Consider the following 23,129-nt stretch of genomic DNA (forward strand, 5'->3'; position numbering starts at 1 on the left):
TTCGGGAAAGAAGACTTCGGCAGCGATCTCCAGCCACGCTGGAGATTAGCTGCGCAGGAGATCATCGGGCCACCGTTTTGGGCCACTGTCCGCCGCAGCCGGATTGCCCGGCGGCGTTAATGCGATGCAGTCCCCGTGATTTTCAGCTTGCGCTCAGGCGGCGCGCGACTGACTCAACGTGAAGGCGAGCAGATCGCCATCGGTCGGCTCACCCCAGGTCTTACGGGCCAGCCAGTCGAAGAAGGCGGTTTCGGTCAGCTTCGACTCGAGGCCACGGCGGCGCCAGTCGTCGCGCAGATGCGCCCCCATTCCCGGCAGTTCGTCGCTCTCGAACGACTGGCGGGCCACCTCCCGTTCCAGCTCACCCTGCTCGTCGTAAAGAGCGCGGGCTTCCTTGCGCCGCCATGCCGCATACTCGTCGAGCAGGCGCGCCTTCGGATCGTTCGCCGACAATGCCGGTCCGCCCTTGCCGCTCACCGCACCGCCCGACTCCGCCGCTTCGACCGGCGGCGCATAGCCCTTCTTCAGCGCATCCTTGAACAGCGCCGCGGCGCTGCGCACCGGGGGCAGGCTGGTGCTGCGCATCCGCTGCTCGGTCAGTTGCAGGGCGGCGCGAATCCGGTTTTCTTCGCTATCGGCATAGAGCGACTGGGCCTCCTTCAGCGGAATCCCGATCTTCACCATGCGATCCACGAGCGTGCTGTCGAACACGTTCGGATGCTCGTCGAGCGCGAGCATAGGCTGCTTGCGCTCCGTGACGCGAAACTGGATTTCGGCCACACGGCGCCCTTCGCGGTGTTCGATCAGTTCGACGAAGATATTCGTTACGGCGTTGACTTCCGCAATCGCCGGACGGAGATAATCGCGCTTGAAGTATTTGTATTCGCGCTTTGCCTCGTCGCCGGCTTCGGTGTCCGGCGTGCCCGAGAGGATCGGACGCCACCACTCCCAAGTCTCGCGCATGGTGAGATGGCTGGGGTTTGTCAGATAGCGCACGCAGATCTCGTAGAGCGCGAGGCCGGCGCTGCTGCGCAACTGGCTCTGAAACTGGAGGCTCAGGCGCGCATACTGGACCGGATCCAGCAGCTTCTTCTTGATCTTCGGCGCAAACGAAAATTCCACCCAGACGCGTCGCGTCGCGGGGTCTTCGAGAATTTCGGCATCGGCGATCAGCGTCGAGATCCCCCACTTGCGCCCCGGCTTCTGGCTCGACGTCCCCTGGCTCCATTCGACCTGCACGGACACCATGCGGCGCAGGTGTTCCTTGACGAGTGCCGTGTCGTTGGAATCGAATGCGGAATTGGCGACGATGTCGGAGAGCAGCGCGCGATACGTGTCGCCCGACTCGTCGGCCTGCTGGGCGACGGCGAGGAGCACATTGAACAGCTTGCGGGTCAACAGCGTGATCTTGCCGCTCTTCGGCTGAATCGCAATCGCCTCGACGGCCTTGCGCAATTCCGCCGAACTGGGGCTTACCACATCGGTTTTTTTCACGCGCTTCGTGGCCATGCGTCGGGTCGAGGAGAGATTTTCGCGAAAGGATACCGTCTGTGGTGATAGGCGTCTATAGGGGCACTCTCACCATTGGGGGTGATGCGGGCGATCTACGCGCGGCTCACTTCCCGACCCTCCCGAAAAGGCTCACCCTTTGCCTTCAGGCCGATATCACGGAGGCTTGACGGGCCGTGCCATCGGCGCGACGGGCCCCGATCCTGCAGTGCCGCAACGTTTCCCGATCGGTCCCGTATCGTCTCACCTGAAAAAAATCTGGCGAGCATCCCGGAAATGCAACAGGGCAGCGGCAAACGATCCTGCGCCCCAAGCGAGCGCAGACGCCCCGCCCAGATGCGGTGCAAAACCTTGCCGCGCCTCGTTAGCACCTGGGTATGCCCTTGCGGCTCCATCATCTCTTGAGCGAGCGGCCCGCTTTTCAGCCGCTTCTCATCCGCGTCATCGAGGCGCCTTCGTAGGCCCTTTCTGCCCGCAAAGCATCCCGCTTCCCTTCGTCGTTCCGCAGATACCCTTCGCATTCGGCATGCACTCTCCCGTAAATCCTCACCGTTCATGTCGCCAGAGGGTGCATACGATAGGGCTCTGCTCCATGCTCCGTCGAGAAAAGGCGCGGCTGGGCTCCCGAAAAAACTCACCTTTTGGGAAAACATGCACGTATCTTGAGCCTCCCGAAAAGTCTCACCATTCGGCCAGACCAGGGAAAAGTCCAATAGATTCCGTGACTTATCCACACTCTCTTCGGAACCGTCAGACAACAACCGTTTCCTGAAAAGACTCACCATTAGCAGGCGCAGTGGCTTGCCGTCGGAAAATCGTCGGGTACGCGATGCTCCCGAAAAAACTCACCTTGACGGATCGAAAACCCAACGCGCAGCCAAGATCAACCCCGTTCTTTCGGCGTTTCCGGGTCAGTGAACACCAACTTGCTCCCGAAAGGCCTCACTTTGACGTTTTCAATGCCCGTTTTGGGCTCCCGAACAAGCTCACCTTAAGGTGATACAGGCGGCATCGCATCGGCATTTTCGACTCCACCCGGCTAGCCGCCGTCTGTTCCCGAAAAAGCTCACTTCAAACCTGGCGATCGACGTCGAAACCCGGCCTGGCCGCCGAAGCTGGCATTCCCAGCGCCACCCACTCCCCCGTAAAACCTCACCTTAGGCCGCCCAGGAGGCGCTTCAGGCCGTAAATCGGCCATTTGTTCCCGAAAAATCTCACCTTGGACCGGCATTCTTTCCCGATTCGGCTCACCTGCCTCTCCAAAGGGCCGATTTTTCTTCCCAAAATCCGCGGCAATAACGATCCTGAATCCCCTCACCGTTGCAATCCATGCAACATCGGGCGCCACCGTCGCCTCACCGGCCCTCCCACGCTCCCGGCTCCCGTAATCGCTCACCCTTGCGCTGAAGTCAAGAATCCCCTGGCTCCTGAAGCCGCTCACGTCCTTTCCCGAACCGCCTCACCGGCCTCCCCGAACCCCGTCACCCGCCGATCCCGCAGTTCCTCACCCGACATCCCGTAAAGCTTCACCCGACCCCGCTGTATCCCTTGCCTGGTAAGGGTTTGCCGTGGCGTTAACGTTTTTAACTGGTATCAAGGGTGTTTACTTTTATTACTCTCAAGCACGATAACCCGCGAGCTTCTCAAAACATCACTCTTTCGAACCTACCCATTCGGCAGTTAGCCGTACCAGCCAGCGTGAAACACGCCCCAAAAATCCGCCCACAGACGAAATCCAAGCATTTACAATGAGTTATGAAACAAACTTCGATTTGTTTCACGGTCGCAGGATACGAGACGGCCTCAAACACGAGGTCCAACCCCGCTGGACAGGCATTGGCACAAGGGTGTGTTGCCCGGAAGCAAAAGCGTATCAAAAAATACGTAATTTGTTATTATTCAGCCATTCTGCCCCGTCTCGAGATAACAGCCATGCAAGACGAAGACCGCCAGACCATCCGTAACGAGCTAGAAGTCCTGCGTAAAGATGGAGCACGCCGTCAGGAACTTTCCCTCCATGCGTGCAAGCGGCTCTTTTTCGACTACAGCATCCGGCCGTCGATGGCTGCCGTGCGCGATCTGACCCAGACGGGCAGCGCGAGCGACATCCCCAAAGATATTGAATTGTTCTGGCAGCGCATCCGGACGGCGTCAAAAGTCCAGATCGGCGGCGGCGCCATCCCTCCCCTTCTCGAAGAACGCGCGGGAGAACTGCTGGGCGCCCTGTTCCAGGAAGCCCAGATACTTGCGCGCGACGCGCTGGAGGCGGAACGCGGAGAAGTCGAATCGGAACGGCACGCGGCCAACCAGGCCCTGCGCGATGCCGAGGCGCGCAACGCCGCCGCCGCCGAACTCCTGCAGCGCAGCGAAGCCCGCACGGAAGCGGCCTGGACCAAAGTGCGCGAACTGGAAAGCCAGTTGGCCGTCTCGTCGGCTCATGGCGCGGTTCACCACGACAGCCTGCAGAGCAATGTGCACCGCCTCGAGACGGAAAAAGATGTGTTGACCCGGCGGCTTGAAGCCGAGCAGGCGACCAATGCCGGATTGCGCGATCGCATCGACGCTCTGCACGACGACCTGCGCCGCAGCACTGAACACTACGCCCAGCAGATCAAGGATGCGCTTGCCGAAGCGGAACGGCGCGTGAAGCCCATGCTGGTCGAGCTCGATTCGCTGCGCACGATGTCGTCGACCTGGCAAGCGGCGCAGCGCGAGGCGAGCCGCAAGGAATTCGATTTCATCCAGCAACTGGCCACGGCCAAGGCGCGCGCCGACCGGCTCGACGCGCTGCTGCGCGAGCGCTCGGATGAAGCGGATCTGCTGACGCGCCAGGTCAACGCGCTGCGCGCCCAGCAAGGCATCGATGCGTCGGTGGCGGACGTGCTGTGTTCGCTGGCCACGGCCGGCCGGCTCAGCGACGAAGAGCTCGGCCGGCTCGGCACGATCGCGGACGGCCATGTCAGCCTGCCGGCGCAATGTCCGAAATGCCAGCAAGGGGAACCCGAACTTTCGCAGGCGGGCGACGGTTACGAGCTGTCGTGTCCGGAGTGCGAGCACACGTCCGGAACGGGGGTGTCGCGGCTTGCGGTCGTCAGCCGTTTTCTTGCGGGCAAGCGCGCTTCCGAAGTGGCGTGAGGTGAGTCGTTACGGGAGCCCGGCCCGTTGTTTTTCGTGAGAATTTACGGGAGCCCGAACCTTGCCGAAGCCTGTGCCGCTGCGCTCAGGCGGAATCCCGCTGGGCGCCGGCATGAGGCTCGCCGTCTTCGCGTTCCGCCCACATACGCCAGGCACGATGCAGCCGCCCTGCTGAAATCGGCTGCATGAAGCCCAGCCACTGCCCCACCTGCTCGGCACTCACCCCGCGCTCGAACAGGTCGGCCGCGTAGGTATTGCGCAACGTCTGGGGACTCGCCCGCTCCGCGCGTCGCTCGCCCACTCCGCTCGCTTCCACGATCGCATCGACCGCGCGCAGCACGGTCGCCTTATGCATGGGCCGCCCCGACGGCGAACCAGGAAAAACGAGTTGCCCCGGCAGCCCCGCGCGCTGGCGTGCTTCGAGCCACGCACCGAGGACATCCACGGCAAAGGGGGCGAGTCGCGTGACGCGCGTGAAAAGCGGATTGTCCGCTTCGATGGTGAGCCATTCCGAGCCCGGCTTCACGCACGCCAGCGTGAGCGCGAGCGCGTCCCCGGTTTTCAAACCCGCGCCGAGAAATACGGCAACGAGTGCGCGGTCGCGGCGTTCGCGCCAGCGTTTCGCAGCCGATTGCTCTTCGAGCGGTGCGAAGAGCTGGGCGAGTATCGCCGCCCGTTCGGTCGCATCCAGAAAACCGGTCGGCTCGTTTTCGCGTGCGTTGCGCCAGGCCGCTTCGCCGTCCTGCGCGATGAAGCGTGCAGGATTGGTGGAGGCGAGTTCGATTTCCCGAACGTGATCGAGCACGCGCTCGATGAGCCGCAGGTAGCGCAGCCGCTGCGGCTTTTTCACGTCGAGCCCGGCGACGAATTCGGAGATCGTGCCAGTATCGACGGAAAGGATCGTCTTGTGCCGCAGCGCCATCCATTCGAGAAAGCGTCCCCACTGCACGCGGTACACATCCGCCGACGAACGGCGGAACTGTTGCGAAGCGAGCCAGGCATCGAAGGCGCCGATTGGGTCGCGTTGCCAGTCGGCCCGTTGCTGGTCGAAGAGGTCAGGTGAGGGGTGGGAAGACGCCATCACTCTCTTTCCGTTAGTTGCATTAACAGTCTGGATTGTAGCGGGAAGCCCGTCTTCCGGGCAGTTTGCCCCGGCACGAAGGCAACGGAAAATCCGGCCGCCTGGTCTGTCTAGCCGCCCCAGGCGCGCAAGCGCCGCGGCACGCTTTTCCGCTGGGTGCGACGGTGTGCGGCATCGGCGCTTTGCGCGGCCCGTTCATAAGCGGAAACCGCAAAGGCGAACACGGCGGGCAATGCGTTCGAGCGCCCGAAATCCACGGGGTCGTCGGTTTCCGGGTAAGCGAGCTCGCCCGGGCGCTGGAAGAGCCCGAGCATGATGGCGTCGTGCCGGCTGGCAAAGCCGAGGTCGGCAAGCGCTTCGGCCTCGATGGCGTGCAGGAGCCGCCAGGTGAGCGGCACCTCCTGGGCGATATAGCGCTGGGCAATGCTCCGCACGACGTGTTCGAGGTCGCGCGCGGCCGCCTGAAAACGCAAGGCGGCCAGATCCTGTTCGTTGGGGGTCTGCATGGCTGCTCCAGTCGATCTTGGAACTGTATAAATATACAGTATCGCAGCCGGCGGCGCAGCCTGCTTTTTACGCGCGGTGCAGGGTGCGCAACCTCAGCCGTGGATCACGACGAGGAGCGCCCGCGCCTCGCCCTTGCCGACGTTGCGGATCGCATGCGGCTGGTCGGCGATATAGCGCGCCGTGTCTGCGGCCTTCAGGCGTTGGGCGGACCCGGCCGCTTCCACGTCGATGGTGCCCTGCAGCACCGTGAGGTGTTCGCGCGTGCCCGGCTCGTGGGCGTTCGACACCAGCGCGCCGCCGGGCTTCAGGATCAGCTCGTACCACTCGAAGTGGCCCGCGAGCTCGATCGGCCCCCAGACGCGCAACTGGTAGCCGGCGTCCTGGCCGAGCAGCGTCGGGATATCGTGGGGGCCGGCTACGGCAATCGCGTCGGGCGCCTTCGGTGCGGCGAAGAGCGAGTCGAGCTTCACGCCGAGCGCGTTGGTGAGCCGCCATGCCACGGCGATGGTCGGGTTCGCCTTGTCGCGCTCGATTTCCGATAGCATGGATTTCGACACGCCCGCCGCCCGCGAGAGGTCGTCGAGCGTCATCCTGCGCTCGCTGCGCAGCCGCTGGATCTGCTCGCCGACGCGCGGCGGCGCGACGGGTGCGAGGGGAGCGGCCGTGGCCGACGCCGTAGCCGAGGCGCCGGGCGCCTCCTGCGGCACCGTCTGGGTTGCCGTGCGCGGTTTGCGGGTGCTTGCCATTTACTGCCCCATCGTTTAGAGTTTGTTCGACATATCGAACTAAAGTTCGGAAAAACGAAAATTTCCGGTAAAGCTGACGGCGACTATAGCAGGCGCCAGCCCATCCCGGTATCGCCCAGTATCGGATTGTCAGGAGCCAGACCCATGCAAACCCCCTATCTCGAGCATCTGCGCGCCACGCTCGCGCAGATCCGCGCCGATGGCTTTTACAAGAGCGAGCGCGTGATCGCGACGCCCCAGTCTTCGGCGATCCGCCTCGCGGACGGCAGCGGCGTGCTGAACTTCTGCGCCAACAACTACCTGGGTCTCGCGGACGACGCGCGGCTCGTCGCGGCGGCGAAGGACGGTCTCGACCGGGACGGGTTCGGCATGGCGTCGGTACGCTTCATCTGCGGTACGCAGACCGTGCACAAGCAGCTCGAAAGCGCGATTGCGCAGTTCCTCGGCACCGAGGACTCCATTCTGTACTCGAGCTGTTTCGACGCCAACGGCGGCCTCTTCGAAACGCTGCTCGGCGAAGAAGACGCGATCATCAGCGACGAACTGAACCACGCGAGCATCATCGACGGCGTGCGGCTTTCGAAGGCGCGCCGCTACCGCTACAAGAACAACGACCTTGCCGATCTCGAAGCGAAACTGCGCGAAGCCGATGCGGCCGGCGCACGCTACAAGCTGATCGCAACCGACGGCGTGTTCTCGATGGACGGCATCATCGCGGACCTCAAGGGCATCTGCGCTCTCGCCGACCGCTACGGCGCGCTCGTGATGGTGGACGATTCGCACGCCGTGGGCTTCATCGGCGAGCATGGCCATGGCACCCCCGAGCACTGCGGGGTCGCCGATCGCGTGGATATCATCACGGGCACGCTCGGCAAGGCGCTGGGCGGTGCCTCGGGCGGCTATGTCGCGGCGAAGAAGGAAGTGGTGGAGCTGCTGCGCCAGCGCTCGCGCCCCTATCTCTTTTCGAACACGCTCGCGCCGAGCATTGCCGCGGCCTCGCTCCAGGTCCTCGCGCTGATTGCGAGCGACGAAGGCGCGCAACTGCGCGAGCGCGTGCGGGCCAACGGCGCCCACTTTCGCCGCGAGATGAGCGCTCTCGGCTTTACGCTCGTGCCGGGCGAGCATCCGATCATTCCCGTGATGCTCGGCGACGCACTGGTTGCCTCGAAGATGGCCGATGCGCTGCTGCACGAAGGCGTCTACGTGATAGGCTTTTCGTATCCCGTGGTGCCGAAGGGGCGCGCGCGCATCCGCACGCAGATGAGCGCCGCGCATACCCCCGAACAGATCGAACGGGCGGTTGCCGCGTTCGCCCGCGTCGGCAAGCAGCTCGGCGTAATCTGATAAGGTTTCCTGAATAAAATGAAAGCACTCGCCAAACTCGAACGCGCGCCGGGCCTCACGCTCACCGACGTACCGAAGCCCGAAGTCGGCCACAACGACGTGATGATCAAGATTCATCGCACTGCGATCTGCGGCACCGACATTCATATCTGGAAGTGGGACGACTGGGCGCAGAAAACCATTCCGGTGCCGATGCACGTCGGCCACGAATACGTGGGCGAAATCGTCGAGATGGGCCAGGAGGTGCGCGGCTTCAATATCGGCGACCGCGTTTCCGGCGAAGGCCACATTACCTGCGGTTTCTGTCGCAACTGCCGCGCGGGGCGCCGCCACCTGTGCCGCAATACCACGGGTGTGGGCGTGAACCGCGAAGGCGCGTTCGCCGAATACCTCGTGATTCCGGCCTTCAACGCATTCAAGATTCCGCCGGAAATCTCCGACGATCTCGCGGCGATCTTCGATCCGTTCGGCAATGCCACGCACACGGCGCTCTCGTTCAATCTCGTCGGCGAAGACGTGCTCATTACGGGCGCGGGGCCGATCGGCATCATGGCCGTGGCGATTGCGAAGCACGTGGGCGCGCGCAACGTGGTGATCACCGACGTGAACGACTATCGCCTGGAACTCGCGCGCAAGATGGGCGCGACGCGCGCCGTGAACGTTTCGCGCGAATCGCTGCGCGACGTGATGAGCGACCTGCACATGACCGAGGGCTTCGACGTGGGCCTCGAAATGTCCGGCGTGCCGAGCGCGTTCACGGCGCTGCTCGAAGCCATGAACCACGGCGGCAAGGTCGCGCTTCTCGGCATTCCGCCGGCGCAAACCGCCATCGACTGGAACCAGGTGATCTTCAAGGGCCTGGAAATCAAGGGCATTTACGGGCGCGAGATGTTCGAGACCTGGTACAAGATGGTGGCCATGCTGCAAAGCGGGCTCGACCTCTCGCCCATCATCACGCACCGCTTCAGCGTGAACGACTATCAGAAGGGCTTTGACGCGATGCTTTCGGGCGCGAGCGGCAAGGTCATTCTCGACTGGACGGCCTGAGCGCCGCGCTTCACATCGGCGCGGCCGGCTGCGCGAATTCGGCCTGAATCCGGACGTCGATTTCGTCGCCGACCGCGGGAAACCATGTCGCGAGGCCGAACTTCGCGCGGCTGAAATGGCCGCTTGCCGAGAAGCCCAGGGTGGGCTGCTTCGTCAGCGGATTCGGCGCGTAGCCGTTGAACGTCACGTCCAGCGTGACCGGCTGCGTCACGCCGCGTATCGTCAGGTTGCCGGTGAGCGTGCCGCGCCCTTCGCCGGTGCGCTCGAAATGCGTGCTCGCGAAGCGGATCTCGCCGTAGTGCGCCGCGTCCAGCATCTGCGTTCCCTTCACCATCTGATCCAGCGCCGGCACGTTCGTGTCGAGACTGGTGGCGTCGATGGACGCATTCACCGCCGCATTCTCCAGGCCGCCTGCCGGCAGCCAGTCGAGCTGGGCGCTCGCGCGGTCGAAACGCATGACGAAGCGCGAATAGTGCAGATGATCGACGTCGAACACGACGCTCCAGTGATGCGGGTCGAGTACGTAGCGGCCAGGCGGCACGGCCGTCTCCGCGCTGCTCACGCTATGGGTCACGACACGCAGCGGCGTGCACGCCCATAGCAGTCCCGCCGCGCCGAGCGCCGCGCACGCCACCTTTCCTCTTGCCGTCCAATCGCGCTTTCCTTGCATGGCTTCTCCTTCGTCGCCCGATGTTAACGCGTTTGCGAGGCCGGCTATTCCCGCCGTGCCCCCACGCGGCATGTGGATGTTCGCTTGACTTGGGAGAATGATCGTTCTACATTGCGGCCGTGGAGAATGATCGTTCTACCTGCTTTTACATCGGATTGCCGGAGTGATTCGTGTAATCCGCTTGTTCCCCCGTGGAGCCCACCGCAATGAGTCCCGCTACCCCCGCCGCTTCCGGCGGCGCCCAGCCTGATGCCCGCGAACGCCTGCTCGATGCCGCCGAGGCGTTGATTTACGCCGGCGGCATTCATGCCACCGGCGTGGACGCGATCGTTCGTGAGGCGGGGGCCGCCCGCAAGAGCTTCTATACCTGGTTCGAATCGAAGGACGCGCTCGTGGCCGCGGCGCTCGCGCGGCGCGACGAACGCTGGATGCGCTGGTTCGTCGAAGGCACGCTCAAGCGCGGGGCGTCGCCCGAAGCGCGGCTCCTCGGCATGTTCGACGTGCTGCGCGAATGGTTCGCCTCCGAGGGCTTTCACGGCTGCGCGTTTTTGAACGCATCGGGGGAAATCGCCTCGCCCGACGACCCCATCCGCGTGGTCGCGCGCGAACACAAGGAACGGCTGCTCGGTTTCGTGCGCGAACAGTGCGGCGCGCTGATGGCGGAACGCGGCGCGCCGCGCCGGCATGCCGAACGCCTTGCGCACCAGTGGCTGATTCTGATCGACGGCGCCATCGCCGTGGCGCTCGTGAGCGGCGACGCCGATGCCGCGCGCGATGCCCGCGCCGCCGCCAGATCCTTGCTCGATACGCTGCCGGGCGCGAAGCCGCCGCGCGGCGCCACCCCTTCGCGGCCGCCGGCCCGGCGTGCCGCCCGTTCCCTGGAGAAAGATGATGAGTGATGCTGCCGAAGTTCGTCCGCCGCTGCCGCCCTTTACGCGCGAAACCGCCATCCAGAAGGTGCGAGCCGCCGAGGACGGCTGGAACACGCGCGATCCGCAGCGCGTCGCGCTGGCCTATACGCCGCAAAGCGTCTGGCGCAACCGTGCGGAATTCGTCACGGGCCGCGCGGCCATCGTCGAGTTTCTTTCGCGTAAGTGGGCGCGCGAACTCGACTACCGGCTAATCAAGGAGCTGTGGGCCTTCACGGACAACCGCATCGCCGTGCGCTTCGCCTATGAATGGCATGACGACTCCGGCAACTGGTTCCGCTCCTACGGCAACGAAAACTGGGAGTTCGACGAGCATGGCTTGATGGCTCGCCGCTTTGCCTGCATCAACGACCTGCCGATCGAAGCGAAGGCGCGGCTCTTCCACTGGCCGCAGGGCCGCCGTCCCGACGATCATCCCGGCCTGAGCGACCTCGGCCTCTGAAGCGGGCGGCATCCTCGTTCATGGTCTCGACTCACAGGCCGGGCATAATCGCGGACGGCGCCGGCTCCCCGCGTGGCCCGGTCCCGGCATCCGGGCGGGACCTCCATTGCGTGGGCATCGAGTTGCGGTACAGTGCGCCATGACCTGAATTCCATAAACCCAGGCAGGCGGATCGGCACGAACGAGGATGGAGACCCATGCGTTTCTGGCGCAAGCACGGCGGCACGGCAGCGATAAAGACAATCAGAATAGCGGCGGCCGGTGCGCTGCTGCTGGGCGCGGCAACGGGTGCGCGCGCTACCGACTGGTGTAGCGGCGGCCTGTGGGTCGACGCGATGGCGGGCTCGTATCACATCCATCCCGACAAGGATTTCGAGCAGTTCAACCCCGGTCTCGGTGTGGAATGCTGGCCGGGCGATACCTGGGCGCTCACCGCGGGCGGCTTTCGCAATTCGCTGCGGCGGCCCTCGTTTTACGGCGGCGCCGTGTGGGCTCCGGAATTCCTCCACTGGGGCTTCGTGCGGCTCGCGGCCATGGGCGGCATCATCTCGGGCTACAACTACGGCGACTGGGGCCTCGGCCGCAATCACACGATCGGCCCGGTTGCGGCGCCTATCCTGATGACGGCCTACAAGCGCGTGGGCGTGAACTTCATCGTCATTCCGCCGATTCCCTCGGACGATCTCCCGTTCACCATTGGTTTTCAGTTGCGCATGAAGTTCTGACTTCTTGCCATGGGCGCACCGTACGAGTTGATACGGACTCCCTGGCAGTAACGCACCGCGCGCAGCGAATGACCGTAAGCCGATACTAAACGACGATTGCGGCGTCGTTCGGCGGTCTGCGTTCGAGCATATCCGCGAGCTTGCGCAGTGCCGCGCCCAGTTCGGCCCGCCCGGCGCATCCGCCAAGCGAAATACGCACGGCGTTGGGCGCCTGCGTGCCGCTGTGGAATGCCGAAGCGGGCGCCACCACGAGTCCCTCGGAGCGGGCGAACGCGGTGAGTTCATTGGCGGACCAATGGTCCGGCAACGCGTGCCATACGTGAATGCCGCCTGCATTTCCTGTGCTTCCCGCGCTGCCTGAGTGCGCTGCGCCACCCAGGATGCGCCGCGCGAGTTGCTGGCGCGAGCGCGCCTCCGCCTGGACGCCGGCCAGAAGCCGGGCGGCGGAACCGTCGTGCATCCACTGCGCCACCAGCGCCGTGGTCAGCGGCGTGGACATGAGCGAGAGCGAGCGCAGCGAAGCGAGAAACGGTGCCTCGCTCTGCGTGTCCGGCAGGACGAGATAGGCGGTCCGCAGCCCCGGCGAGAGGCATTTCGACAACGTGGAAAGGTAGTACGTCTGCTGCGGCATGAGCCGGGCGAACGGCGGCGGCGCGTCTTCGGCGAAGAGCCAGTACGGGTCGTCTTCGACGATACGGACTGCGAAGCGTGCCGCCACGGCACCGATCTCGAGGCGGCGCGATGCCGGCATGGTGACCGCGGTCGGGTTTTGCAGCGTCGGATTCAGGTAGAGCAGGCGCGCGCCGTGTTCGCGGCACGCGGCTTCGAGCGCATCGGGGCGCATGCCGTCGGCGTCGGTCGCGACGCATTCCACACGGCGCCCCAGTTGCCGCGCCACGAGCGGCAGGCCGGGATACACGAGCGGCTCGGTCAGGATCGTGTCGCCCGCCTGCGTGGCCGAGAGGATCAGCGCCGCGAGCGCCGGCTGGGCACCGGGGCACACCACCACCTTTGCGCGATCGACCGTGCCGAGGACCGGCTTGAGCCACTGCGCGCCGGCAGTGCGGTCGGCCTTGCTGCCGCCGCCCAGGTGGTAGGTCATCAGGAGGTCGATGTCGCTGCGGATCAGCACCTGCGACATGCCATCGCGCAGCAGCGCCTCGAGATCGACGTCCGCGGGCGGCGGCGGAATGTTCATGCTCAGGTCGACAAGCTGGGCCAGTTCGACCCGGGACGGCGCCACGAAGGTGCCGAGCGGCCCGCGCGACTCGATCAGATGCCGGCGATGGGCCTCGTTCAGACCACGCGTGACGGTAGTGAGATTCACGCCGAGCAGGTCGGCGAACATGCGCTGCGGCGGCAGGCGGTCGCCGGGCCGCAGCGCGCCCGTTGCGATGGCGCGTTCGATAAAGGTGGCGAGCTGCACATAGCGAGGCCCTGCGCCGGGCGTGAAGCCGGAGAGCCAGGCGAGCGTTTCGCCGGTCGATTCTGTTGAGGAGGTGCGCGTCATTTCGCCGCGGATGTCTGATCTATGTCTTACTCTAGCATGCCCTGAATTAATATGTAAATCCATACATATCGTGCTTTGTATGCTAATGCAGGCAAAGCTTGCCTGACGGGCTCAGGAGCCGGAACTGCTCCGCCGCGCGGTGGCCGAATACGGCTTTGCATGGGTTTGCGGGAACCGCAACTTCGGGCTATGACATGCAAAAACCACCTACATCGGCGCAGGCAGGGGACGCGCCATATCCGTCGCCACTGCGGCGGGGATTCGTACGGAGCACGAAGCTTCTCGCGCTGGGCGCCGCTGCGCTGCTTTCCGGCTGCAACATGGTGCTGCTCGACCCCAAAGGCGACATCGGCGTGCAGGAAAAGCACCTGATCCTGATCGCGCTGGGCCTCATGCTGCTCGTCGTGATTCCGGTGATCGCGCTCACGCTCTGGTTCGCGTGGCGCTATCGCGCGGGCAATACGCGCGCGGCCTATGCGCCGAAATGGGCGCACTCCACGGTCATCGAAGTCGTGGTCTGGTCGATTCCGTGCGTGATCGTGCTGACGCTCGGCGTGCTGATCTGGCGCACCACGCACGCACTCGATCCCTACCGGCCCATCGAGTCGCAGACAAAGCCGCTGCGCGTGGACGTCGTGGCGCTCAACTGGAAGTGGCTTTTCATCTACCCCGACTACGGCGTCGCTTCCGTGAACCAGCTCGCGATTCCCGTGGGCACGCCGGTATCGTTCCGGCTCACGGCCGAATCGCTCATGAACTCGTTCTTTATCCCGCAACTGGGCAGCCAGGTGTATGCCATGTCGGGCATGCAGACGAAGCTCCATCTGATCGCGAACGAGCCCGGCGTCTATGCGGGCCGCTCGGCGGCGTTCAGCGGCCCCGGCTTCTCCGACATGCATTTCGACACCGTTGCCACGAGCCGCGCGGGCTTCGATGCCTGGATCGCGCGCGCCAAGGCGTCGCCCGCGCATCTCGACGTGGCCGCCTACACGCGGCTCGCGCAGCCCGGCGAGAAGGCGCCCGTGACGCTGTACTCGGGCGTGGTGCCGGGACTTTTCGAAGGTGTAGCGAACAAGTACATGCGCGACGCCAACGGCAACCCCATCTGCGGCGCCGGCGTGCCGGCCTTCCCCCTTGAACGCCGCGGCGCCCGCGCCCGCGCGAGTGCTACCCTGGCAGCGGAGTAATCAAACATGTTCGGAAAACTCACGCTCGATGCCGTTCCCTGGCACGAGCCCATCATCATGGGCACGGGCGCCGTCGTGGCGCTCCTCGGCCTCGCCCTCTTCGCCGCGATCACGATCGCGGGCAAGTGGGGCTACCTGTGGCGCGAGTGGATCACCTCGGTCGATCACAAGCGCATTGGCGTCATGTACATCATCCTCGCGATCGTCATGCTGCTGCGCGGTTTCGCCGACGCGATCATGATGCGCGTGCAGCAGGCCATCGCCTGCAACGACGCCGCCGGCTATCTGCCGCCCCATCACTACGACCAGATCTTCACGGCGCACGGCGTCATCATGATTTTCTTCGTGGCTACGCCGCTCATTCTCGGGCTGATGAACGTGGTGGTGCCGCTGCAGATCGGCGCGCGGGACGTGGCCTACCCGTTCGTCAACTCGCTCAGTTTCTGGCTTTCCGTCGTGGGTGCCGTGCTGGTGATGGTTTCGATGTTCGTGGGCGACTTCGCCGCCGCGGGCTGGGTGGCGTATCCGCCGCTCTCGGAGCTCGGCTATAGCCCCACCACGGGCGTCGATTACTACATCTGGTCGTTGCAGCTATCGGGGCTCGGCACCACGCTCTCCGGCATCAACTTCATCGTGACGATCCTGCGGCTGCGCGCGCCCGGCATGGGCCTCATGAAGATGCCGGTGTTCGTCTGGACCGCGCTCATCACCAACATCCTGATCGTCGCCGTGTTTCCCGTGCTCACGGGCACGCTCGCGCTGCTCACGATGGACCGCTATCTCGGCATGCACTTTTTCACAAACGAGCTGGGCGGCAACGCGATGATGTACATCAACCTGATCTGGGTGTGGGGCCACCCGGAGGTGTACATCCTGATCCTGCCGGCGTTCGGCGCCTTCTCCGAGATCATCGCCACGTTCTCCGGCAAGCCGCTGTTCGGCTACAAGTCGATGGTGTACGCGACGGCTTCTATCGGAATCCTCTCTTTCTTCGTCTGGCTGCATCACTTCTTCACGATGGGCTCGGGCGCGAACGTCAATGCCTTCTTCGGCATCATGACCACGATCATTTCGATCCCTACCGGCGTGAAGCTCTTCAACTGGCTATTCACGATGTACCGCGGGCGCATTCGCTATCACAGCGCCACGCTCTGGACGATCGGCTTCATGGTGACGTTTGCCGTGGGCGGCATGACGGGCGTGCTGCTGGCCGTGCCGGGCGCGGACTTCGTGCTGCACAACTCGCTCTTTCTCGTCGCGCACTTTCACAACGTGATCATCGGCGGCGTGGTGTTCGGCTGCCTCGCGGGCGTGAGCTTCTGGTTCCCGAAGGTGTTCGGTTTCACGCTCAACGAGTTCTGGGGCAAGGTGTCGTTCTGGTGCTGGCTGATCGGCTACTGGCTTGCCTTCACGCCGCTTTACATCCTCGGCTTCATGGGCATGACGCGGCGCATGAATCACTACGACGTGCCCGGGTGGCATCCGTGGCTCGTGGTGGCGCTGGTGGGCGCGGTGTTCGTGGGCCTCGGCATCCTTGCCCTGATCGTGCAGATCGTGGTGAGCGTGCGCGACCGGGAAGCGAACCGCGATCTCACGGGCGACCCGTGGGACGGCCGCAGCCTCGAATGGTCCACGGCCTCGCCCGCGCCGTTCTACAACTTCGCCGTGCTGCCGCGGATCACGTCGATGGAGCAGCACTGGGACAACAAGGAAACGGGGCGTGCCTATGCGCAGCCGCCGGCCTACGAAGACATCCACATGCCGCGCAATACCGGCGCGGGTTTCATCATCGCCGCGTTCAGCCTGCTGTTCGGTTTTGCGTTCGTCTGGCACATGTGGCCTTTCGTGGCGGTGGGCTTCATCGGCATGCTCGGCACGTTCATTCTGCGCAGCTACGACCAGGACGTCGATTACTGGGTGCCGGCCGCCCAGGTCGAACGCATGGAGAACGCCCGCTTCGAACAACTGGCGGAACTGGAACTGAAGGAGGTGGCGTAAGTCATGGCTCACGCGGCAATACATCACAATGGCCACGCGCACGGCCACGAGGACAGCACGAAGACCACGCTCGGCTTCTGGATCTACCTGATGAGCGACTGCCTCATCTTCGCGACGCTCTTCGCCACCTTCGGCGTGCTCGCGAACGCGACAGCGGGCGGTCCCGGTGCGAAGGAACTGTTCGAACTACCTTACGTGCTGGGCGAAACGCTGCTGCTGCTCGCGAGCAGCGTCACGTTCGGCATGGCGATGCTGGGCTTGCACGCGAACCGGCGCGCCCAGGTGTTCGCGTGGCTCGCCGTGACCTTCGTGTTCGGCGCGGGTTTCGTGGGCATGGAGGTGAACGAGTTCGCCAAGCTCGTGGCCGATGGCGCGGGCCCCGACACCAGTGCGTATCTTTCGGCGTACTTCACGCTGGTCGGCACGCACGGGCTGCACGTGACGGCCGGCCTGCTGTGGATCGCGATCACGATGCATCAGACCGTGAAGTTTGGCCTCACCGGCACGGTGCGCCGGCGCCTTGCGTGCCTGAGCCTCTTCTGGCACTTCCTCGATCTCGTGTGGATCTGCGTTTTCACCTTCGTCTATTTGCGAGGCATGCTGTGACCCACGCTCACGCTCACGCACCCCATCCAGCCGGCCACGACCCTGCGCACGGCAGCCTGAAAAGCTATTTGATCGGCACGGTCCTTTCGCTCGTGCTGACGCTCGCGTCGTTCGGCGTGGTCATGTTTCATCTCGTCTCGCCCGCCGTGGGGCTCGCGGCCATCGTCGTGCTGTGCGTCGCCCAGCTGGTCGTGCAGCTTGCGTATTTCCTGCATATCGGCGCGGCGCGCAGCCAGCGTGCGAACACCTGCATTTTCGTGTGCACGGCATTCCTGATCGTCGTGATCGTCGGGCTTTCGCTGTGGGTCATGCGCAATGCGAACGACAACATGATGCCCACGCAGTTGAGCGTCGAGCGTGCGAGGGCGCACGACTAGGCTTGAGGTGAGGGTTTTCGGGGGACTGGGCGGTGCGTGATACAGGAGAATACGCATCACCCTGGGCATGCGGCAGCGAAAAGAGGGAAAAATGAGTAGTTCCAGGAGACATTCCGCACGTTTTGCAGCGAAAACGTGAAGGTTTTCGATCTGCCAGGTTCACCTGAGCGATTAAAACACGTCGTTAGCGGTCCCGACCTCCTGGAAAGGCTCACCTGAACCGGTTTAACCGGCTGTGCGGCACCCATCGCGCCGGCTGTTTCCCGAAAAGCCTCACCTTTCCTGTCCGGCGTCGCCCGGCCTCGCGATGGCCGGGCGCTGCGGGAAGTGTCTCAGAACTTGTAATCGGGATTCTTCGGATCGAACACGGCCGCGTCGAAGGTCTTCGGTTCGATCTTGTCGATCACGATCCTCTCGAACATCTGGCCACTGTCGTCATACGCTTCGACCGTGCGGAAGTACGGATGCCGCAGATCGAGGCCGAGCGTCTGTTTCTTCGCGTAGTACTGCGGCTTGCCGGCCGGCGAGACGTAGGTCAGCGCCACCACGCGCACGCCGTTCATCACCTTCACCTCGACTTGCGGCGTGTACGCGGCGCCCACTTCGACATACTTCTTCGCGTCGGTCATGAACTGGCTCGTGATGAATTCGGTGCCGAGGTCGGTGATCTTGTGGTTCGACTGCGAGCGCGCGAGCGTGCCGTCGAGTGCCGTCCACATCGTCATCACGCCCAGGATGCCGCCCAGGTGGCCGTACATTTCGTCGCTGCGCTTCGAGGCGTCGTAGATCACCTCTTCGCCCGAATGATCGCCGTCGGGCAGCCACTTCGCGTAGATGCGCAGCGGGTCGTGCTCGAGCTTCACGAGCATGTGCGCGGGCCGGCTCGGCCACTTGCCGTTCAGCCGCTCCCAGCGCCACAGTTCGAACTCGTAGGACGGATAGCCCGAGGGGCCGAGCTTGATGAGCGTGGGCACCACGAGCGGATCGAATGACTGGAAGAGCGAGGTCAACTGGGCGTCGTCCATTTTCTCGAGCGCGCCGCTGCGCTGGGCGTGCTGGAGCCAGCGTACCTGCTGTTCGACGGGCAGCTTGCCGACCTGCGCGGGGGCGGTGTTGGCTACGCCCTGGGCCGCGCCGGTGTCGTCGCCGGCGGCGGCCGGTGCGCCGCTTTGCGCGAGCGCCACGGCCGAAGCCAGCGCGAGCGCCGTACAGGCCACAGCCCGGGTGAAGCGGGTTGTGGTGCGAGGCGCTTGCGGTTGCTGCATGTTCATTTTTTGTCTCCCTGATTGAGTGATGGGCAGGACCGTGAGCGCCGGGTCCCGCGCGTTGGCTACGTGGTGCCTGCGGGGCTCGCGAGTCGCGCGGTCTCCTCGTCGCGCAGCGCGCGCCGCAGGATCTTGCCGACGTTCGTTTGCGGCAACGCGTCGCGGAACTCGACGGCGCGCGGCATCTTGTAGCCCGTGAGGTTGCGGCGGCAGTGCTGCAGAAGGTCTTCGGCGGTGAGCGCGGGATTGCGCGAGACCACGAAGATCTTCACGCGCTCGCCCTGTGCGGGGTCGGGCACGCCGATGGCCGCGACTTCGCGCACGTCCGGATGCATGGCCACCACCTCCTCGATCTCGTTCGGATAGACGTTGAAGCCCGAGACGATGATCATGTCCTTCTTGCGATCGACGATCTTCATGAAGCCCTGCGCATTCATCACGCCGATGTCGCCGGTTGCGAGCCACCCCTCGGAATCGAGCACCTTCGCCGTTTCCTCGGGCCGCCCCCAGTAGCCGAGCATCACCTGCGGACCCTTCACGCATAGCTCGCCCGCTTCGTCGATGCCGGCCCACGTGCCGTCCTCGCGCCGCAGGCGCACCTGGGTGGAAGGCACGGGCAGGCCGATCGACCCTTCGAAGTCGCGCATGTTCTTGAGATCGACGGGGTTCGTCGAGACGATGGGCGAGCACTCCGTGAGCCCGTAGCCTTCGATGATCGGCTGGCCCGTCACGGCCTTGAACCGGTCCGCCACGGCCTTCTGGGTGGCCATGCCGCCCGCCATGGCGAGCTTGAGCGCGGAGAAGTCGCGCCGGCAGAATGCCTCGTTGTCGAGGAGTGCGTTGTAAAGCGTATTGATGGCCGTGATGCCGGTGAAGGTCTCGCGGCGCAGGATCATCATCATGCGCTTCGTGTCGCGCGGGTTCGCGATCAGGATGTTGCGGCCGCCGAGGCCCAGGAAGATCAGCGCGTTCACCGTGAGCGAATAGATGTGATAGAGCGGCAGGGGCGTGAGAACCGTTTCGATCTCGCCCGTGAGCTGCGATTCGGACCACGCCTTCGCCTGCAGCACGTTCGCGATGATGTTGCGATGCGTGAGCATCGCGCCCTTCGCGACACCGGTGGTGCCGCCCGTGTACTGCAGGAAAGCAAGGTCGCCGGGGGCGCGCGGCACGGGCACGAGCGTGCGCTTTGCGCCTGCCGCGAGCGCGGCGCGCAGTTTCACTGCATGTGGAAGGCGGTATTTAGGCACCATCTTTTTCACGTGCCGCAGCACGAAGTTCAGCAGATGGCCCTTGAGGTTCGCGCCGTCGGCAAGCAGGTCGCCCAGCGCGGTGACCACGATGTGTTTCACCTGGGTGCCCGGCAGCGCTTCTTCGAGCGTGCGCGCGAAGTTCTCGAACACGACGATGGCGCGCGCGCCGCTGTCCTTGAGCTGATGCGCGAGCTCGCGCGGCGTGTAGAGCGGATTTACGTTGACGACCACGGCGCCGGCCTTGAGCGCGCCGAAGAGCGCAACCGGGTACTGGAAGGTGTTCGGCAGCATGATCGCGACACGCTCGCCCGCCTGCACACCCATCCCCTGCAACCAGGCCGCGAAGGCCTCGGCCTTGCGTGCGAGTTCGCCATAGGTGAGCGTCGAGCCGATGCTCACATAGGCCACGCGTTCGCTAAAGGTCGTCACGCATTCGTCGAAATACTCGACGATCGAAGCGTAGCGCGACACGTCGATCTCGTGCGGCACGCCCGGTGGGTAGGACGCGTACCAGATGCCGTCGGTTTCGGGCGTACCGGCTTCGGGCATACCGGCTTCGGGCGTACCGGCTACGGGCATGAGCGCGGACAAGGCCGCGCTTTGGGGTTGGGCTGCCATGCTTTGTCTCCGTTTTTTTGTGGGCGATACGTGCGCTACCTCCACAATAGCAAGGCAATCTTGTCTTGACATTTAGGTCTACCGAGCAGTTGCTCTAGTGCGTGCAATACACGCTACGCATGCCGGCGCGGGGCCTGAACGGCTTCGGGCACCCCGGCGTCGGCCGTCTCGCGAGCGCCGTCCGCCCCGCGCACCGTCGCGCCCGCCACCACGGCCTGCAGCCACGCGGCCGTCGCCTGCGGCGCGGTAACGGGCAGCATATGGCCGCCCTCCACCACCTTCAGTGCGACGCGCTTCGAGCGCCGCCGCAGCGCGTCGCCGTGGCGGACCCAGTTGAGCACGACGTCGCCGCGGCCGAACAGCACGTCGGTGTCCACTTCCAGTTGCGCATAGCGCTGCTCCATGTCGGCGAGGTCGCCGGTTCCTTCGATGGCGACGAGGTCCTCCGATGCGCCGAGAAACCCCTGGGGCCGCAGGCTCAGCATGCCGCCGCCGCGCTGCGGAAAGTCGGCCGGCACGGCCTCGGGCGCGAAGACCTGCCTGAGCACGGTTGCGCTGGTGGCGAGCGCAACGGGCGTGGCCAGCGTGCGCGCCACGATGCGCCGCACGAGCGCCGAGCGGATCACGAGCGCGCGAAACGCCTTCGGCACTTCGGTCTGTACGTGCGTGAGCGGCGCGATCAGCGCGAGCCGCGACACCGTCTGCGGATGATTGAGCGCGACGGCAAGCGCCACCGCGCCGCCCAGCGAGTGCCCCACCAGTACGGGTTTTTCGAGCTTGAGCGCCTGGAAGACGCGCACGACGGTCTGCGCCTGGGCATAGAGATTCGCCGGGGATTGCGGGCCGCGCGTGGAATAGCCGGTGCCGGGGCGGTCGATCAGGATCACGCGGTGCCGGCGCGCAAGCGCTTCGATCGGCAGGTAGGCGAAGTTGCGCATCTGCCCGGCCAGCCCATGGACGAACACGATGGGCGGTCCTTCGCCGCGCTCGACATAGTGAATGCGGTCGTCGCCGATCTCGATGAGCTGGCCGTCCATCGGCACGGCCTGTTCGATGCGGCGCGCCGTGCGCCGCGAGAAGACGGCGAGGCCCGCGCCGGCGAGGGCCAGGGCCGCCGCGGCTGCGGCGACGGTGAGAGAAAGCGTTGCGATGTCGTGCACCGGCTGACCTCTTGATGTTGGAGTGGGTCGAGGATGGGTGTGGGGTATAGGGTGCCCCGTGTCTCTTCGTCGGGTTGTCTCTCAGGTCCCTTCGGGCAAAGCATGGGCCGCCGCGGGCGCGGCGGCCGGTATGGCGGGCGGGGGCGATTCGCGCGCTACCCAGGCGGCAAAGCTGTCGATGCGCGCGGCGATGAGCGGCGCATCGCGCACCACGGTCCAGTGCGTCGATCCGATGACCTCGCGCCGGTAGCGTCCCAGCCACCGGTCGAGTCCTTCGGAGAGCGCGGGCGTGACGTAGCGGTCGAAACGCGGCACGAGGAACTGCACCGGTATGCGGGTGCTGCGCTCGCGCGGCTTGCGCGCGCGGGCGAGAAAGTTCGCGCGATACAGCTTCAACCCATTGAGGCTGTTGCGCAACTGGTGCGGATCGCGCGGCGCGCGCACGCGCTCGGTTTTCCAGAGCCACCATGGCCATAGCCGCGCGCCGCCCGCGCGCCAGACGAACTCGGGCACGAGCGGCAGATGGAAGAACGCGATGTACCACGACTTCAGCGTCTGGCGCAGGTCGAGCGGAGCGCGAAACACATGATCGAGGCATGGCCCCGAGATCGACGTGTACGACGCGATCCGCGTCGCATAAGCCGGCTCGGTGACGGCTTCCCAGCTCTGGATCGACCCCCAGTCGTGGCCCACCAGATGGAACGGCTGTGCGCCGCAGGTCGCGTCGGCGACCGCCATCAGATCGCGGGCGAGTTGCGCGAGACGGTAGGCGGCGCGCCCGCGCGGCGCTTGCGAAGCGCCGGCGCCGCGCACGTCGTAGGCGATCACGCGGTAGCGCGCATTCAGCTCGCGGCGCAGCAGCTCCCACACGGCCGCCGAGTCGGGATAGCCGTGCACGAGGATCACGGGCGGTGCGTCGATGGGGCCGCTCGCATAGACCGCGAGCCGCGCATCGCCGGACTGCACCGTGAAGGTCTCGCGCGCAGCTTCGCGCGCTGCTTCGGCCGTGGGGCGCATGGC

At 65.0% G+C, this 23,129-nt stretch carries 20 protein-coding genes; 10 read left to right on the plus strand and 10 right to left on the minus strand.

Features of this window, described 5'->3' with window-relative positions; all coding sequences use genetic code 11:
- Window positions 1-153 precede the first annotated feature (153 nt).
- The gene (locus BFE01S_RS19495; RefSeq protein ID WP_028226942.1) at window positions 154-1,509 is read right to left on the minus strand and encodes a replication initiation protein; all 1,356 of its coding nucleotides are present in this window, start codon (window positions 1,507-1,509) and stop codon (window positions 154-156) included.
- A 1,932-nt stretch (window positions 1,510-3,441) separates the two neighbouring features.
- On the opposite strand from BFE01S_RS19495, the gene BFE01S_RS19500 reads away from it, so the two are divergent.
- Window positions 3,442-4,644 (plus strand): DNA-binding protein, encoded by a 1,203-nt coding sequence (locus BFE01S_RS19500; protein ID WP_042337992.1) that lies wholly within the window; start codon window positions 3,442-3,444, stop codon window positions 4,642-4,644.
- Window positions 4,645-4,729: 85 nt separating this feature from the next.
- Here BFE01S_RS19500 and BFE01S_RS39340 read toward each other — a convergent pair whose 3' ends face one another.
- The 3 genes from BFE01S_RS39340 to BFE01S_RS19515 form a co-directional block, all read right to left on the minus strand.
- On the minus strand, window positions 4,730-5,725 hold the full coding sequence (locus tag BFE01S_RS39340) for a tyrosine-type recombinase/integrase (protein ID WP_042337993.1): 996 nt from the start codon (window positions 5,723-5,725) through the stop codon (window positions 4,730-4,732).
- 110 nt (window positions 5,726-5,835) lie between these two features.
- Window positions 5,836-6,231: a DUF2471 family protein gene (locus tag BFE01S_RS19510; RefSeq protein ID WP_028226944.1), complete on the minus strand. Its 396-nt coding sequence runs from the start codon at window positions 6,229-6,231 to the stop codon at window positions 5,836-5,838.
- Between the two features lie 93 nt (window positions 6,232-6,324).
- Entirely contained in the window at window positions 6,325-6,978 is a 654-nt protein-coding gene (locus BFE01S_RS19515; RefSeq protein WP_042337994.1) for a helix-turn-helix domain-containing protein, read from the minus strand.
- Window positions 6,979-7,122: 144 nt separating this feature from the next.
- On the opposite strand from BFE01S_RS19515, the gene BFE01S_RS19520 reads away from it, so the two are divergent.
- A complete protein-coding gene (locus tag BFE01S_RS19520) occupies window positions 7,123-8,322 on the plus strand; it encodes a glycine C-acetyltransferase (RefSeq protein WP_028226946.1) in 1,200 nt (399 codons plus the stop codon).
- Between the two features lie 18 nt (window positions 8,323-8,340).
- Window positions 8,341-9,369 carry an L-threonine 3-dehydrogenase gene (gene tdh, locus BFE01S_RS19525; protein WP_028226947.1) on the plus strand — a complete coding sequence of 343 codons (1,029 nt, stop codon included), beginning with the start codon at window positions 8,341-8,343 and terminating at the stop codon, window positions 9,367-9,369.
- Window positions 9,370-9,379: 10 nt separating this feature from the next.
- Here the strand turns inward: tdh and BFE01S_RS19530 are convergent, their stop codons facing one another.
- A complete protein-coding gene (locus tag BFE01S_RS19530) occupies window positions 9,380-10,039 on the minus strand; it encodes a YceI family protein (protein WP_028226948.1) in 660 nt (219 codons plus the stop codon).
- Between the two features lie 206 nt (window positions 10,040-10,245).
- On the opposite strand from BFE01S_RS19530, the gene BFE01S_RS19535 reads away from it, so the two are divergent.
- The 3 genes from BFE01S_RS19535 to BFE01S_RS19545 all read left to right on the plus strand — a co-directional run bounded on the left by BFE01S_RS19535 (window position 10,246) and on the right by BFE01S_RS19545 (window position 12,135).
- The gene (locus tag BFE01S_RS19535; protein ID WP_028226949.1) at window positions 10,246-10,938 is read left to right on the plus strand and encodes a TetR/AcrR family transcriptional regulator; all 693 of its coding nucleotides are present in this window, start codon (window positions 10,246-10,248) and stop codon (window positions 10,936-10,938) included.
- On the plus strand, window positions 10,931-11,410 hold the full coding sequence (locus tag BFE01S_RS19540) for a nuclear transport factor 2 family protein (RefSeq protein WP_028226950.1): 480 nt from the start codon (window positions 10,931-10,933) through the stop codon (window positions 11,408-11,410). Before BFE01S_RS19535 ends, BFE01S_RS19540 begins: the two co-directional genes overlap by 8 nt.
- 197 nt (window positions 11,411-11,607) lie before the next feature.
- Complete coding sequence (locus BFE01S_RS19545; RefSeq protein WP_028226951.1) at window positions 11,608-12,135, plus strand: hypothetical protein; 528 nt, start codon at window positions 11,608-11,610, stop codon at window positions 12,133-12,135.
- A gap of 85 nt (window positions 12,136-12,220) precedes the next feature.
- On the opposite strand, the gene BFE01S_RS19550 is transcribed toward BFE01S_RS19545, so the two are convergent.
- Complete coding sequence (locus tag BFE01S_RS19550; protein ID WP_028226952.1) at window positions 12,221-13,645, minus strand: aminotransferase-like domain-containing protein; 1,425 nt, start codon at window positions 13,643-13,645, stop codon at window positions 12,221-12,223.
- A 194-nt stretch (window positions 13,646-13,839) separates the two neighbouring features.
- Here BFE01S_RS19550 and cyoA point away from each other — a divergent pair, with 194 nt between their 5' ends.
- From cyoA to cyoD, 4 genes are read left to right on the plus strand one after another with little or no spacing between them, the layout of a single operon-like run.
- Window positions 13,840-14,832: a ubiquinol oxidase subunit II gene (cyoA, locus tag BFE01S_RS39345; RefSeq protein WP_084170053.1), complete on the plus strand. Its 993-nt coding sequence runs from the start codon at window positions 13,840-13,842 to the stop codon at window positions 14,830-14,832.
- 6 nt (window positions 14,833-14,838) lie between these two features.
- Window positions 14,839-16,830, plus strand: a complete 1,992-nt coding sequence (gene cyoB / locus BFE01S_RS19560; RefSeq protein WP_028226953.1) for a cytochrome o ubiquinol oxidase subunit I — start codon at window positions 14,839-14,841, stop codon at window positions 16,828-16,830.
- A gap of 3 nt (window positions 16,831-16,833) precedes the next feature.
- Window positions 16,834-17,436, plus strand: coding sequence for a cytochrome o ubiquinol oxidase subunit III (gene cyoC, locus BFE01S_RS19565; protein ID WP_028226954.1), 603 nt, complete (start codon window positions 16,834-16,836; stop codon window positions 17,434-17,436).
- A complete protein-coding gene (gene cyoD, locus BFE01S_RS19570; RefSeq protein WP_028226955.1) occupies window positions 17,433-17,813 on the plus strand; it encodes a cytochrome o ubiquinol oxidase subunit IV in 381 nt (126 codons plus the stop codon). Before cyoC ends, cyoD begins: the two co-directional genes overlap by 4 nt.
- A gap of 332 nt (window positions 17,814-18,145) precedes the next feature.
- On the opposite strand, the gene BFE01S_RS19575 is transcribed toward cyoD, so the two are convergent.
- From BFE01S_RS19575 to BFE01S_RS19590, 4 genes are all read right to left on the minus strand, one after another.
- Window positions 18,146-19,084 (minus strand): DUF1571 domain-containing protein, encoded by a 939-nt coding sequence (locus tag BFE01S_RS19575; protein ID WP_028226956.1) that lies wholly within the window; start codon window positions 19,082-19,084, stop codon window positions 18,146-18,148.
- Between the two features lie 59 nt (window positions 19,085-19,143).
- The gene (locus BFE01S_RS39350; RefSeq protein ID WP_042338042.1) at window positions 19,144-20,910 is read right to left on the minus strand and encodes an AMP-binding protein; all 1,767 of its coding nucleotides are present in this window, start codon (window positions 20,908-20,910) and stop codon (window positions 19,144-19,146) included.
- Window positions 20,911-21,062: 152 nt separating this feature from the next.
- The gene (locus BFE01S_RS39355) at window positions 21,063-22,109 is read right to left on the minus strand and encodes an alpha/beta fold hydrolase (protein ID WP_052420935.1); all 1,047 of its coding nucleotides are present in this window, start codon (window positions 22,107-22,109) and stop codon (window positions 21,063-21,065) included.
- Between the two features lie 81 nt (window positions 22,110-22,190).
- On the minus strand, window positions 22,191-23,126 hold the full coding sequence (locus tag BFE01S_RS19590) for an alpha/beta fold hydrolase (protein WP_042338046.1): 936 nt from the start codon (window positions 23,124-23,126) through the stop codon (window positions 22,191-22,193).
- Window positions 23,127-23,129: the final 3 nt, after the last annotated feature.

The organism is Paraburkholderia ferrariae NBRC 106233, from assembly GCF_000685035.1.
Lineage (GTDB): Bacteria > Pseudomonadota > Gammaproteobacteria > Burkholderiales > Burkholderiaceae > Paraburkholderia > Paraburkholderia ferrariae.